This is a genomic window from Rhizorhapis sp. SPR117 (genome assembly GCF_021742065.1).
Genome location: NZ_JAKKIE010000042.1, coordinates 22,666 through 36,551 on the forward strand (window position 1 = coordinate 22,666; position 13,886 = coordinate 36,551).

The window sequence follows — 13,886 nt, forward strand, 5'->3', positions numbered from 1 at the left end:
GTTACCTGGCCAAAACCAGAATGGAAGAGGATAGCCTGACATGAAAATTGCATTCATTGGTCTTGGCAACATGGGCGGCGGCATGGCTGCAAATCTGGTGAAAGCCGGGCATGAAGTCATCGCTTTCGATCTTTCCGAAGCCGCCCTCGCCCATGCGGAAGAGGCAGGATGCAGCCGCGCAACATCCACCGCTGCCGCCGTAGCGAGCGCCGATGCCGTTGTCTCCATGCTGCCAGCGGGCAAGCATGTCGACATGGTTTATGGCAATGAAGTTTTCGGAAGCGCTGCATCGGGGGCGCTGTTCCTTGACTGTTCGACCATTGATGTCGCTACAGCGCGCAAGGTGATTGCCGCCGCCGCCAGCAAAGGCTTTGAAATGGTCGATGCGCCGGTTTCCGGCGGCATTGCGGCGGCGGCAGGTGGCACGTTGACCTTCATGGTCGGCGGTACGGACAGCGCCTTTGAACGCGCCAGGCCAATCCTGTCCGCTATGGGGAAAGCGGTTATCCATGCCGGCAGTGCGGGTAATGGACAGGCGGCCAAGATATGCAACAACATGTTATTGGGCGCGACCATGGTTGCGACCTGTGAGGCCTTTGCTCTGGCTGAAAAGATCGGTCTGGATCCGCAGATTTTCTACGATATCAGCAGCGTTTCTTCGGGTCAGAGCTGGTCGATGACCAGCTATTGCCCCCTGCCTGGCATCGGGCCGCAGAGTCCTGCCGACAACAATTATCAGGGCGGGTTCGCGACCGCTTTGATGCTGAAAGACCTGAAGCTGGCAACCCAGGCGGCGCATGCCGTGGACGCGAGCGTGCCGATGGGAAATGCAGCCGAAGCACTTTATCAGATGCTGGCATCGGCCGGCGAAGGCGGTCGTGACTTTTCGGCGATTATCGAGATGTTGCGCGGGAAATAGCGCCGGACTCTATTTAATCTTGTAGGGTACAATTTCCCGCACGTCGGGATCGACAGACAGACTGCGATCGACAGGCGGGAAAGCCCGCTGATCGCAATTGGTGCGCGGACAGATGCGACAACTTATACCAATCAGTGTAGGCGCCTGTTCATTGGTGATGTCCAACTGATCGGCATAGACGAAGCTTCTGGCGTGTTCGATTTCACAGCCCAGCGCCACGGCGTATCGGCGCGGCGCGCGGGCGTAGCTGCCCGAAGGTTTTACCAATCCCTTGGCCATGCAGACATAACGCGCGCCATCGGGCGTCTGGGCCAATTGCACAACGATCCGGTCGGGGATGGCCACCGCCTCATGCACGACCCACAATGGGCAGGCTCCACCAAAACGGGCGAATTCCAGGCGTGTAGCCGAATGCCGCTTGGTGATATTTCCCGCCATGTCGACCCGGCAAAAGAAAAAGGGCGTGCCGCATTCCCCCGGTCGCTGGAGCGTCGATAATCGGTGGCACGCCTGTTCGAAGCTTACAGAATAATATTGGCATAACCGGTCGATATCGTGGCGCAGGCTCCGCGCCGTTCGACGGAAATGATCGTATGGCATCAACAGCGCCCCAGCTGCGTAATTGGCTAAACCTATGGATAAAAGCTGCCTTGCCTCGTCCGACCGCAATTCTGCTTCGTCCCTGACGCCTGCGATCACATCCGCCAGCTCCAGCGCCGCCAGTTGGTGCGCAAGTGCAAACCGGCGACTGTCGGGCGGCATGCTGCTGGATAGTGTCAATGTTTTCGTTCGGCGATCATAACGGCGCAACAACCGTGCACTGTCCTCACGCGAGGTCAGATCCACGACAACCTGATGCCTATTTTTCAATCGCCCCAGGAGGGCATCGTCGTCGATTTGATCCCGGCCCCATAAATCGCGAGCCATCCGTTCAGCTTCGCGATCGATAGAATCGACGTAATTACCAGCCAGATGGAACCAATCACGAACCTCCTCCCATGGCAGGCGGCCGTCCAGTCCCATATCGCTCGATATGACATCATCAACGAATTGCAGGCGGTTGAGGGCACCACGATAGGCCTGGTGCAATGCCGTCAGGCGGTCTGCTATGGCCGGTTGCAATTCGACAAGGCGATCCACCGCACCGTCGGATATTTCCATCCCCCGGAACAGCGGATCGGTCAGCGCATCACGAACACCCGATGTGCGCCGCTGTTCGTCGTCCACCTCAAAGTCCGCGCCATTCATTGGAAAGGTTCGCCCAATGGTCTGACGTATGGCAGACGTCATTGGCCGGTCGTCATGTTCCAATTGGCTGAGATAGCTGTTGGAAATGCCCATTCGCGCGGCCATGACCGATTGAGACAGACCCAACCGTAACCGCAACGAACGAAGCCGTTCGCCAGCATAAAGACGCTGCTTGCCCACTGCTGCCCTTCCTATTTGCGGAAAGGCAGTTTTGCAAAAAATACGGAATTAGGCAACCGTTGATGCGAAAGCGCAAAGAACCGCGTCAGATATGGAGCGCCCGTCCATAAGCGCTGAGCACGCTTTCATGCATCATTTCCGAAAGAGTCGGATGCGGGAAAACGGTTTGCATCAATTCAATTTCCGTTGTTTCCAGCGTCTTGCCGACAGCATAGCCCTGAATCAGCTCTGTCACTTCCGCGCCCACCATGTGTGCGCCCAGCAATTCACCCGTGGCGTCATCGAATACCGTCTTGATAAAGCCTTCCACTTCACCCAGCGCAATAGCCTTGCCATTGCCGATGAAGGGGAATTTACCGACCTTGACCTTATAGCCGGCTTCCTTGGCTTTCGCTTCGGTCAAGCCGACAGATGCCACCTGTGGATGACAATAGGTGCAGCCGGGAATGTTATTGCGGTCCATCGGATGGGGGTGCGCATCGGCGATATGTTCGACGGCGATCACACCTTCGTGGCTGGCCTTGTGCGCCAGCCATGGGCCGCTGGTACAATCGCCAATGGCATAGATGCCCGACACATTGGTGCGGCAATAGTCGTCGGTCTTGATGTGGTATCGCTCATCTGGCTCGATACCCATATCTTCAAGACCGATGTTTTCCACGTTGGGAACGATCCCTACCGCGACGATCACATGGCTGAATTCTTCGGTCGTGACCTTGCCGTCCTTGCCTTTGATCTCTGCACTGATGGCTTTGCCGGTATTCGTGATCTTCTGCACGCCTGTGCTGGCGCGAATATCCATGCCCTGTTTGGTCAAGGCCTTCGCCATGAAATCGCTGATGTCAGCATCTTCAACGGGAAGGATCCGGTCGAGCATTTCAACGACGGTCACTTTCGCGCCCATATCATTGTAGAAACTCGCAAATTCGACCCCGATCGCGCCAGACCCGATAACCAACAGCTTGGTCGGCATTTCCGGTGGAGTCATGGCATGGCGATAGGTCCAGATGCGCTTGCCATCGGCCTTTGCAAAAGGCAGATCGCGGGCGCGGGCGCCAGTGGCGATGATGATGTTCTTCGCCTCCAGGTCCGTCGCCTTGCCATCCTTGGTGACGGAAATCTTGCCCTTTCCGGTCAACTTCCCATCACCAAAATAGACAGTGATCTTGTTCTTTTTCATCAGGCCGGTGACACCCTGATTCAACTGCTTGGCAACGCCGCGAGAACGGCCAATCACCTTTTCCAAGTCAAAGCTCGGCTTTTCCACCGACAGGCCATATTTTTCAGCCTGCTTCATATAGTGATAGATTTCGCTGGTACGCAGCAGGGCCTTGGTCGGGATGCAGCCCCAGTTGAGGCAGATGCCGCCCAGACTTTCACGTTCGACAATGGCGGTTTTGAGACCAAGCTGACTGGCGCGGATAGCCGCAACATAGCCACCAGGGCCAGAGCCCAGAACGATAAGGTCGAAAGTGTCGGCCATCAAAATATCTCCTCCACGCTACACCATCATGTGGTCAGCGCTTACTCTTTCAACATCTATGATTACGCGAGCATCCCCAGCGGCTTTTCGCACAACTCCTTGAATGCCTGCATCAGCCGCGCTCCATCTGCGCCGTCGATGGCACGATGGTCAAAGCTGCCGGTGGCGGACATCACGGTTGCGATCTGCAAGCTGTCGTCGATCACATAGGGCCGCTTTTCGCCCGCCCCGATCGCCATGATCATGCCCTGTGGCGGATTGATGACGGCTTCGAACTGCTTGATGCCGAACATGCCCATATTGGACAGCGAAGCGGTGCCGCCCTGATATTCCTCCGGCTTGAGCTTCCCTTCCTTGGCACGGCCGGCGAGATCTTTCATCTCGGTAGAGATGGCGGCGACACCCTTGCCTGCCGCATCGGTGATAATGGGGGTGATAAGCCCGGATGGTATGGATACAGCAACGGAAATGTCTGCACGGCTGAATTGCAACATAGTATCGCCTGCAAACTGCACATTGCATTCGGGGACACGTACCAGAGAGGCTGCCAATGCCTTGATCAACAGGTCGTTGACCGACAGTTTGACGCCGCGACTATTCAGCGAAGCGTTCAATTCACCACGAAGCTTCAACAGGGCGTCGAGGCGAATGTCGACGGTCAGGTATATGTGGGGCACCGTCTGTTTCGATTCGGTCAATCGACGCGCAATCGTCTTTCGCATCCCCGACAGCTTAACCACCTCGTGCGGAATGCCGAAATCTTGCGCTGTAACGGCCTGAGGCGCAGGGGCTGACGCCTTGGGCGCCGCTGCGGCAGGTGCAGGCGCGCTGGGCTTCGTTCCCTCAACGTCCGCCTTGACGATACGCCCACCTGGACCAGATCCAGCCATCGCAGTCAGATCAACGCCCTTTTGTTCAGCCAGACGACGCGCCAGTGGGCTTGCCTTGACACGGTTGCCGGATGCAGCAGGCGTGGACGATACCGCCTCCTTTTCGGGCTTTTCGGACTGAGGCTCGGGTTCTGGCGCAGCCGTTGGCGGGCTGGAGGCAGCGGGTGCAGCCGGAGCAGCCGGAGCAGCAGCTTTTGGAGCCGCGACTTCGCTCGCATCTTCCCCTTCTTCAACCAAAACGGCGATAACGGTACCGACCTTTATATTTTCAGCACCTTCCGGGACCATGATTTTGGCAACCATGCCTTCATCAATCGCTTCGAATTCCATCGTCGCCTTATCCGTCTCGATTTCGGCCAAAAGATCACCCGCGCTGACAGCATCGCCTTCTTTGACCAGCCATTTGGCGAGCGTTCCTTCCTCCATTGTGGGTGAAAGTGCGGGCATCTGGATATTGATGGACATCGCGATCAGGGGCCTTTTCTTTTGATTCCGCTACGAGAACCCGTACTTGACAGTTTCGTGAGATTGGTCAAGGCCATGGCCCAGAGATGAAGGATCTTGGCGCATATTTCCAGCGCCCATGGCGGGGAGAATGCCGACATGCGTATTTATCTGGTGGTTGTCGATGAGACGAAGGAAGCCAGCGTCGCACTGCGCTTCGCCGCACGCCGCGCCGCAAAAACCGGCGGCGCAGTGCAGATCGTCGCGCTGATTCCGCCCGCTGAATTTGTCCAATGGGGCGGCGTCCAGGCAACGATAGAGGAGGAAGCACATCAACGGGCCGAAGCGCTGGTTTCCGGTGCGGCCGGCACATTGATCGAGGAAACGGGTATCCGTCCCAGCATTACCGTTCGTTCTGGCGAACCTGTGCAGGTCGTTCGAAAGATGCTTGAAGAAAATGACAAGATCGCCGCCCTGGTTTTGGGTGCTGCGGCTTCAGGCCCGCCCGGACCGCTGGTGAACCATTTCGCTGGCACGGATGCAGGCACCCTGCCCTGTCCGGTGATGGTCATTCCCGGATCCCTTAGCCGAGAAGCAATCGACAGGTTGAGCTGAGTAGGATTAACGCCGTTTCCCGCGTGGATTACTCATATGCCGGACGTTGGCAGGGCGACCCCGCCGCTTGATTGGGCGCGGCTGACCGTTCCGGCCTTTAGGGCCACCCCTCACGGGCAGGTGGTTGACACCCTCTATCAGCTCGAAACGCAAGGCCCCGCTAACCGGATTGGCCTCCACCAGACGCAGTTTCAGTCGCTGGCCAATGGTATAGCTGTCGCCGCTCTGTTCCCCCACCAGCCTATGGCTTGCCGCATCGAAGTTGAAGCGTTCAGCGCCCAATGTGGACACCGGCACCAGTCCATCGCCGCCCAGCCCCTCAACGGTTGCGAAAAAGCCGAAATTCAGTACGCCGGTAATGCGCGCGTCAATGATTTCGCCGGTTCGTTCGGCCAGATAAGCCGCGACATAACGATCGACCGTCTCACGCTCAGCCTCCATCGCACGGCGTTCAAACTGGCTGATTACCTCGCCAATCCGGCCCATATCGGCGGCATCCTCTGCGCTCAATAGGGTAGAAGGCGGCATAGACCCGTCTTTGGGTTTTGGCATTTCAAGGTCATAGGCGCCAATCAATGCACGATGCACAAGAAGATCGGCATAGCGCCGAATGGGCGATGTGAAATGCCCATAGCTGCCCAGCGCCAAGCCAAAATGCCCTGCATTGCGCGGGCCGTAATAGGCCTGCGTCTGCGTGCGCAATATCTGTTCCATGACTTGCGGGCGATGGACGACATCGCCCACTCTTTCCAGTAGTCTGTTGAACGTGGCGGGTTTAATCACCTGTCCCAATGTAAATTCGATGTCGAATGTACCAAGAAAATCCTTGAGAGCCGCCAGTTTTTCGCGTGAGGGCGGCTCGTGAATGCGGTACATGACCGGTGATTTCTTTGCTTCCAGCGCCTTGGCCGCTGCGACATTGGCGGCAATCATGTAATCTTCGATCAAGCGGTGCGCGTCGAGCCGTTCGCGGATGGCGATACTGACAATACGCCCTTCCTCATCAAGGACGACACGCCTTTCTGGCAGATCAAGTTCCAGGGGCTCCCGGCTTCCACGTGCCTTGGCTAATAAGGCCCAGCAGGCCCACAAGGGCTTCAGTGCAGCTTCGACAAGATCAATTCCGTCCGCCTCCAGTGCAGGGACTTTCCCGTCCATAGCTGCCTGCGCCTGTTCATAAGGAATATTGGCGGCAACGTGGATTACTGCGCGGGTAAAGCGCCAATCCTTTACCCGCCCACCCTTGTCGATAGTGAGATGGCAGGCGAGCGCCGCACGGTCCTGACCTGACTTCAACGAGCACATGTCGGATGATAGGCTGTGCGGCAGCATCGGCACCACACGGTCGGGAAAATAAACACTATTCCCGCGCTTTCTGGCCTGACGATCCAGCGCGCTGCCGGGGCGGACATAATAAGACACATCGGCGATGGCGACGATTGCCTGATACCCCCCCGGATTAGTTCCGCTGTCATCGGCAGCCGCCCAAACCGCATCGTCAAAATCACGTGCATCGACCGGATCGATGGCGACAATCGGCAAATGGCGCAGATCTTCCCGTTTGTCCGGATGGATGGGCAGCTTGGCAACCTTGTCAGCTTCCAGCTCCGCTTCTTCGGGAAATTCGAAGGGAATACCGAATTTATGGATGGCGATCAGACTAAAGCTTTTGGGCGCGAACGGATCACCCAATATGTCGGTGACGCGGGCCATGATGCGTGGCGGGCGTCCAGTAGGTTCGGCGAGCACCAGATCGCCGACTTTTGCATCACCAATCTCACTGATCTGCGTGTCGCGCCGAATTTTCTTGTCGACCGCACGTAGCCACATCGTCCCATCCTCGCCACGATCCACCACACCCATCAGCAATTCGGCCGAGCGAGCGAGTTTTTTCATGGGGTGGGCCAACCAGCCATTCCCCTTTTCTTCGGTCCGCGCCAATATCCGGTCGCCAAGGCCAAGCGCATTGCGCCTGCCTCGTTCGATGACGCGCAGACGCGGAGGCGGCTTGCCCTCAGCCTGCCAGTTTTCGGGAACGGCGGTTGCATCCTTGCCGTCAATATCGACGATCCGCAGCACAGTGACCTTTGGCACACCGCCCATTTTGTGGAACGCCCGGCCCGGCGCACTGTCGATCAAGCCTTCATCAGCCATATCCTTGAGCAGAGCCTTCAAGGCAATTTTATCCGCGCCGTGCAGGCCAAAAGCCCTCGCGATCTCTCGTTTGCCTGCCGGGGCATCGGACGATGTGATGAAATCGAGGACCTGCTGCCGGCTGGGGAGGCCTGCCAGTTGTGGTTTGCCGCTTTTGCGAGAATGAGAAGGCATTTAGCGGCTATAGAGGCAGACCAAACGACACGCCAGCCACAGCGGTGTAATTTCGGATCAGGCGTGCCATATTACTCCGATGATCCACGATCTGCTCATTGTCGGAGGGGGAATTAACGGCGCGGCCATTGCCCGCGAAGCAGCGATCAATGGCCTTTCCGTGCTGCTGGTTGAACGGGGAGACCTTGCGTCGGCCACCTCGTCAGCGTCGACCAAGCTGATCCACGGCGGACTCCGTTATCTGGAATATGGGAAGTTTCGTTTGGTACGGGAGGCACTGCAAGAACGCGAGCGGTTGCTTGCCGCCGCGCCCCACGTGATCCGGCCTGTCCGCTTCGTAATACCGCACGCACATGCAGTACGACCACGATGGATGATTCGGGCTGGTCTGTTTCTGTATGACTGGCTTGGTGGAAAAAGCCGCCTGCCCCGCTCCCATAGCCTACAGTTATTGGACCGATGTTTGCAGGCCCCGTTGAAACGTCCAGCCAAAGGCTTTGTCTATAACGACTGTGTGGCCGATGACAGCCGATTGACGCTGCTCAATGCAATGGATGCTGCGCACCATGGCGCTGAAATCCGTACAAGAACCGAGCTGATCTCCGCGCGGCGGGAAGGCAGTATCTGGTTGGCCGCTTTGTCCAGGGGTGAAGAGGCAAGAGCGCGTGTACTGGTCAATGCGGCGGGCCCCTGGGTTGCGGAAACATTATCGCGTAGCGCCGCTGACAGCACCGCGCATATACGCTGGGTCAAAGGCAGCCACATCATCGTGCCACGTCGTTATGAGGGAGAGCAGGCCTATCTGTTGCAACAACCTGATCGCCGCGTGGTATTTGCGATCCCTTATGAAGATCATTTCACACTGATCGGCACGACGGATCTTGCCGTCGATGCGCCATCGGCAACGCCTGCCTGCGCGGAAGAAATCGACTATCTCTGTACCGCGACAAATCTGTATTTCTCCCGGAGCATATCGGCCGCCGATGTTGTGCACAGCTATAGTGGCGTGCGCCCGCTCTATGACGATGGCGTGGAGGACAGCAAGGCCGTAACACGCGATTATGTGTTGGAGATGGATGAAAATGAGCCACCATTACTGTCCATATTCGGGGGCAAGATCACCACCGCCCGACGTCTGGCGGAAGAGGCACTGGCCCTGATTGCCGACACATGTGCCTGGCCACATTATCGTAATAGCAAGGCGTTGGTATTTCCCGGCGGCGCGATCGCTGATTTCGAGGAGTTTCTGGCTCAGGTTCGGATATTCTGGCCGTTCCTGAACAATTCCCAATCCCTTCGCATGGCGCGAGCCTATGGAACGATGCTGCACGAAATGTTGCACGATGTCCGTGAAGAGGTACATATGGGTCATCGCTTTGGCGCCGGCTTCACGGAAGTTGAGGCGCGCTGGATGCATGATCAGGAATGGGCACGAACGGCAGAAGACTGCTTGTGGCGACGCAGCAAGCTGGGCTTGCACATGACGGCGGTGGAACAGACCATATTCGCCCGCTGGTGGCGCGAAAATTTCGAGCCGTGATGAGACCCGTCAGCCCCGCGTGCTTCCGCGCGGGGGATCGGAACCCGTACTGCAAATGCTCTGCGCAATATGGTCCAGCGCCGTTACCAGATCTTGGGGACAGCACAGAAAAGGCGAGTGGTCGCTTTCCAGTGTCGTCGTCGACACACATGGCAACGCCGCCTGCATGGAACGCTGCAAAGATAATGGAACGGCTCGATCCAGCGCGCACTCTATATAATGGCGGGGAACCGAACCAAAGTTCGCTTCACTGATATCCAGGGGGGTAGCTAAAGGGGCGAGAGGTTCAGGCACCAGTCGCATCAAAGCCTTTTCGCGATCCTGCTCCGAACATGCATTGTAAAAAGCCGCGCTTGCCGCCTCTTTGCTAAGCGAAACGGCCCTGCCATTTGCGGTCAGTGACAGGCCCCGTTCAAATTCGGGCGGACGCCCTGCACTGGCTATCATTTGGTTCATGCTCTTACCCGCCGGAACCAGAAAACCACTGATGTAGATGAGCGCCGAAATCGCTTCTGGCGCACGCTCTGCTGCCTCGCTGATGATCAGTCCTCCGCGGCTATGCCCGCAAAGGATGACTGGTTCAGCCTGAGCACAAGCGAGATCTGCCGTATAGACGCTCCATTTGGCCAGCGTGACAGCGGCAAGTTCCTCGTCACTGCCGCCCGCACCAGGCAGAGTCGGGGCAATAACCTTGTGCCCGGCAGCTTCAAGCAGCGGGCGCACAGAATCAAAGCACCACCCACTATGCCATGCCCCGTGAATCATCAGGAATGTCGCCATGATTTTTCCTGCTCCGCTTTCAGAGTCAGCAGATGTTCTACCTGCTTCGAAATCACTCTAGTCCTGTGGATCTAAAGTTCGTCCCATAAAAGATCGATAGCCCTCCCCCCTGAAGGGACTGTTGCATAATTCGTGCATTTCCTGATTTTCGTCGTTCCCGCGAAGGCGGGAACCCATCTCCCGACGTAAAATCAAGCGGTCAGGTCAGGAGATGGATCCCCGCCTTCGCGGGGATGACGGTAAAATGAAATTATGCACCGATCCCCACAGGGGAGAGTGATTGGCTACATGTTTCAAGGGCACAATTGCCAACTTGCTTCAGGGTGACGACCTTCAATGTTGCGAACTTCAACTCCACTAGGTTCGAATGCGGATCAGGCCCTCCTGTGCAACGCTGGCGACCAGCTTGCCTTCACGAGTGTAGATCGCGCCGCGATTGAACCCGCGTGCATGTCCTGCCCATGGACTGTCCATTACATACAACAGCCAATCGTCGATCGTGACATCCTCGTGGAACCAGAGTGCATGATCCAGACTGGCGGTCTGTATGTTATGGCTAACCCCGTTAATGCCATGCGGCAATAATGATGTGCTGAGCAGAACCATATCCGACGCATGAGCCAGCATGGCCTGATGCAACCGCGGATCATCACGCACTGGCGCAATCGCCTTGAACCAGCATTGATTTGCCGGGTCCATCTTCTCGCTGGAAAGCGAGGGAAACGCGATAACAGGGCGTAATTCTATGGCGCCGGGTGGTTGCATGAAAGTACGAGGGCCAGACAGTAGTTCACCCCCGTGTTTCTGGGCCAATTCCAACAGGGACATAAGGCTTTCCGGTGGTGGTACCTGGGGCATCGGTGCCATATGGGAAAGCCCCTCTTCCTTCCTCTGAAAAGAAGAGATCAGGTTCAATATGGCTTTTCCATTCTGCATGGCAATCACACGCCGATTGGCGAAGCTGCCTCCGTCGAAATCCCTCTCCACACGAAAAATAATGGGCAGATTCTCATCTCCCGGCCGCATGAAATAGGCGTGCAAACTATGCACCGTCTTGTCATCTTCAATGGACAAACTCGCCGACATCACAGCCTGCGCAATTACCTGTCCCCCGAAAATACGCCCCACTCCGCCCTTCTTGCGGTGCCCGCGATACAGGTCACGGTCGAGCTGCTCCACGTCCAGCAAATCAGTCAGATCCGCGACCAATGCACTGGCCGAAGGCGCTTTTTCAGGTTCCATGGCAATATCGTTCATCAATGGTTCCATATGCAATTGCGCCGGATTCAATTGTTAAATCGTCCACCCGTCTTCGCCTTTTCCCTGAGCAAAGGAGAAAGCCTGAATTCTGGCCCGAATTTGTCCTGGTGTTTTTCAAGACCGGCCACAATCTTCTTTGCGCCTTCCAGATCACACCAGAACATCGGCCCACCGCGATAGACCGGCCAGCCATAGCCAAAGACCCAGACCACGTCGATGTCCGAAGCGCGCTGTGCCATGCCTTCCTCCAGGATCAGCGCGCCTTCATTGACCATGGGGTACAAGGTCCGCTCCATGATCTCCTCGTCAGAGATTACCCGCAGTTCCACGCCCGCTTTTTTCCGAAAATCCGCGATGATTTCGGCGACGCGTGGCGACGGGCTGGGTTTGCGCTTGGCATCATAATCATAAAAGCCCGCCATTTTCTTCTGCCCCCAACGCTCCTCGGCGCAAAGCGCGTCGCGCAGATTGTTGATAACCTTTGGATCGCGGTGCCAGCCAATGTCGGTTCCGGCGAGGTCGGCCATCTGAAATGGCCCCATCGGCATACCGAAATCAACGTGCACCTTGTCCACCTGGGCCGGTGTAGCACCTTCGATCAAAAGTTTTTCCGCCTCCAGCTGTCGCGGCATCAACATGCGGTTGCCGATAAAGCCATAACAGACGCCGGCAACAACCGCGACCTTGCGGATTTTTTTCGAAACCGCCATCGCTGTCGCCAGCACATCATCTGCAGTCTTTGCGCCGCGCACAATTTCAAGAAGTTTCATGATGTTGGCAGGTGAAAAGAAATGCAGGCCGATCACGTCGCCGGGACGACTGGTCGCAGCGGCGATTTCGTTGATGTTGAGATAGCTGGTGTTGGACGCCAGGATCGCGCCGGGCTTGGCAATTCCATCCAGCTTTCCAAACACGTCCTTCTTGACGTCCATATTTTCGAATACGGCTTCAATGATCAGATCGCAATCGGCCAGATCCGCCATATTGAGCGTAGGCGTCAACAGCCCCATGGCACCTTCCACCTGCTCGGGTTTGATTCGGCCCTGTGCAGCGGTTGCTTCGTAATTCTTGCGGATCACGCCAAGACCGCGATCGAGCGCTTCGCTCTGTTGTTCAACAATGGTGACGGGTATTCCGGCGGACAGGAAGTTCATCGAAATGCCGCCGCCCATCGTACCTGCGCCAATGACGCCAACTTTGCGGATATCGCGCAGCTTTATATCACTGGCTATACCATCGATTTTAGACGCCTTGCGCTGGGCAAAAAAGATGTGCCGCTGGGCTGTCGACTGACTGCTGAACATCAGCTTCACAAAGGCCTGCCGTTCAATGGCAAGCCCCTCCGCAAAGGGCAACCTGGTCGCAGCCTCGACACAGCGCATAATTTCTTCGGGTGCCTCAAAACCACGAAATTTCCGGGCATTTCCTTTCCGAAACGCGTCAATAACCGCAGGATCAGCGGTAATGCTTTTTTCGCTCGTGCGAGGAATTGGCCGTACACCGGCGACTTCCCGGGCAAAAGCGATCGCCTCGTCGATCAGCGCCCCCTCTGCCGCCAGACGGTCAATCAGACCCATTGCCTTGGCCTTGGGCGCGGGTACATTTTCACCTTTTGTCATTATTTCAAGTGCAGCCTCGACACCAACCAGACGGGGTAGCCGTTGCGTGCCGCTCGCTCCGGGAAGCAGGCCCAGCTTCACCTCGGGCGTACCCAGAACAGCGGAGGGCACGGCAATGCGATAATGGCAACTGATCGCCAATTCGCAACCGCCGCCAAGGGCCGTGCCGTGGATTGCGGCAACCACTGGCTTGTCAAAGGCTTCAATGATCTCGACAACAGCGGGAAGCAATGGCTCAACCGGCGGCTTGGTGAATTCGGTAATGTCGGCGCCTGCAAAAAAGGTTTGCCCCTCGCAGCATATGACGATCGCTTCGACGTCATTATCCTGTCCGGCTTGCTCGATCGCCGCGACCAGCCCCTCGCGCACAGCGATGCCCAACGCATTGACCGGCGGGTTGTTGGACGTGACAACAAGCACATTGCCGTCCTTGTGCGTTGTGATGACTGACATTTTTGTCTCCTTCAATTACCGAATAACGGTGATCCTGGTTCCTTGAACCATTTAGAGTCCTCTTGGAGGAGGAACCCCTCCGACTTCAGTCGGATACTGGCTTTAGCCTTAGACTCGGCCAGTAGCC

Annotated in this window: 10 protein-coding genes; 3 read left to right on the plus strand and 7 right to left on the minus strand. The window is 56.9% G+C overall.

Annotated features, from left to right (window positions below; translation table 11 throughout):
• The first annotated feature begins 40 nt into the window (after positions 1-40).
• On the plus strand, positions 41-919 hold the full coding sequence (gene mmsB, locus L3X40_RS15385) for a 3-hydroxyisobutyrate dehydrogenase (protein ID WP_237366386.1): 879 nt from the start codon (positions 41-43) through the stop codon (positions 917-919).
• A gap of 9 nt (positions 920-928) precedes the next feature.
• Here mmsB and L3X40_RS15390 read toward each other — a convergent pair whose 3' ends face one another.
• The 3 genes from L3X40_RS15390 to L3X40_RS15400 all read right to left on the minus strand — a co-directional run bounded on the left by L3X40_RS15390 (position 929) and on the right by L3X40_RS15400 (position 5,185).
• Positions 929-2,347 (minus strand): helix-turn-helix domain-containing protein, encoded by a 1,419-nt coding sequence (locus tag L3X40_RS15390; protein WP_237366387.1) that lies wholly within the window; start codon positions 2,345-2,347, stop codon positions 929-931.
• A gap of 85 nt (positions 2,348-2,432) precedes the next feature.
• Positions 2,433-3,830: a dihydrolipoyl dehydrogenase gene (lpdA, locus tag L3X40_RS15395; protein ID WP_237366388.1), complete on the minus strand. Its 1,398-nt coding sequence runs from the start codon at positions 3,828-3,830 to the stop codon at positions 2,433-2,435.
• A gap of 62 nt (positions 3,831-3,892) precedes the next feature.
• Positions 3,893-5,185, minus strand: a complete 1,293-nt coding sequence (locus L3X40_RS15400; RefSeq protein WP_237366389.1) for a pyruvate dehydrogenase complex dihydrolipoamide acetyltransferase — start codon at positions 5,183-5,185, stop codon at positions 3,893-3,895.
• 138 nt (positions 5,186-5,323) lie between these two features.
• On the opposite strand from L3X40_RS15400, the gene L3X40_RS15405 reads away from it, so the two are divergent.
• Positions 5,324-5,779 (plus strand): universal stress protein, encoded by a 456-nt coding sequence (locus tag L3X40_RS15405; protein ID WP_237366395.1) that lies wholly within the window; start codon positions 5,324-5,326, stop codon positions 5,777-5,779.
• A gap of 6 nt (positions 5,780-5,785) precedes the next feature.
• On the opposite strand, the gene rnr is transcribed toward L3X40_RS15405, so the two are convergent.
• Positions 5,786-8,107, minus strand: coding sequence for a ribonuclease R (gene rnr / locus L3X40_RS15410; RefSeq protein WP_237366390.1), 2,322 nt, complete (start codon positions 8,105-8,107; stop codon positions 5,786-5,788).
• A 79-nt stretch (positions 8,108-8,186) separates the two neighbouring features.
• On the opposite strand from rnr, the gene glpD reads away from it, so the two are divergent.
• Positions 8,187-9,647 (plus strand): glycerol-3-phosphate dehydrogenase, encoded by a 1,461-nt coding sequence (glpD, locus tag L3X40_RS15415; protein ID WP_237366391.1) that lies wholly within the window; start codon positions 8,187-8,189, stop codon positions 9,645-9,647.
• Positions 9,648-9,656: 9 nt separating this feature from the next.
• On the opposite strand, the gene L3X40_RS15420 is transcribed toward glpD, so the two are convergent.
• The 3 genes from L3X40_RS15420 to L3X40_RS15430 all read right to left on the minus strand — a co-directional run bounded on the left by L3X40_RS15420 (position 9,657) and on the right by L3X40_RS15430 (position 13,759).
• Complete coding sequence (locus L3X40_RS15420) at positions 9,657-10,427, minus strand: alpha/beta fold hydrolase (RefSeq protein ID WP_237366392.1); 771 nt, start codon at positions 10,425-10,427, stop codon at positions 9,657-9,659.
• Positions 10,428-10,784: 357 nt separating this feature from the next.
• Positions 10,785-11,684 (minus strand): acyl-CoA thioesterase, encoded by a 900-nt coding sequence (locus tag L3X40_RS15425; protein ID WP_237366393.1) that lies wholly within the window; start codon positions 11,682-11,684, stop codon positions 10,785-10,787.
• Positions 11,685-11,713: 29 nt separating this feature from the next.
• Entirely contained in the window at positions 11,714-13,759 is a 2,046-nt protein-coding gene (locus L3X40_RS15430) for a 3-hydroxyacyl-CoA dehydrogenase NAD-binding domain-containing protein (RefSeq protein ID WP_237366394.1), read from the minus strand.
• Positions 13,760-13,886: the final 127 nt, after the last annotated feature.

What these genes read in the sequence shown, in the direction of transcription:
- mmsB (WP_237366386.1), top strand. Translation starts at nt 41, where the DNA reads ATGAAAATTGCATTCATTGGTCTTGGCAACATGGGCGGCGGCATGGCT.
- lpdA (WP_237366388.1), bottom strand. Translation starts at nt 3,830, where the DNA reads ATGGCCGACACTTTCGACCTTATCGTTCTGGGCTCTGGCCCTGGTGGC.
- L3X40_RS15400 (WP_237366389.1), bottom strand. Translation starts at nt 5,185, where the DNA reads ATGTCCATCAATATCCAGATGCCCGCACTTTCACCCACAATGGAGGAA.
- L3X40_RS15405 (WP_237366395.1), top strand. Translation starts at nt 5,324, where the DNA reads ATGCGTATTTATCTGGTGGTTGTCGATGAGACGAAGGAAGCCAGCGTC.
- rnr (WP_237366390.1), bottom strand. Translation starts at nt 8,107, where the DNA reads ATGCCTTCTCATTCTCGCAAAAGCGGCAAACCACAACTGGCAGGCCTC.
- glpD (WP_237366391.1), top strand. Translation starts at nt 8,187, where the DNA reads ATGATCCACGATCTGCTCATTGTCGGAGGGGGAATTAACGGCGCGGCC.
- L3X40_RS15420 (WP_237366392.1), bottom strand. Translation starts at nt 10,427, where the DNA reads ATGGCGACATTCCTGATGATTCACGGGGCATGGCATAGTGGGTGGTGC.
- L3X40_RS15425 (WP_237366393.1), bottom strand. Translation starts at nt 11,684, where the DNA reads ATGAACGATATTGCCATGGAACCTGAAAAAGCGCCTTCGGCCAGTGCA.
- L3X40_RS15430 (WP_237366394.1), bottom strand. Translation starts at nt 13,759, where the DNA reads ATGTCAGTCATCACAACGCACAAGGACGGCAATGTGCTTGTTGTCACG.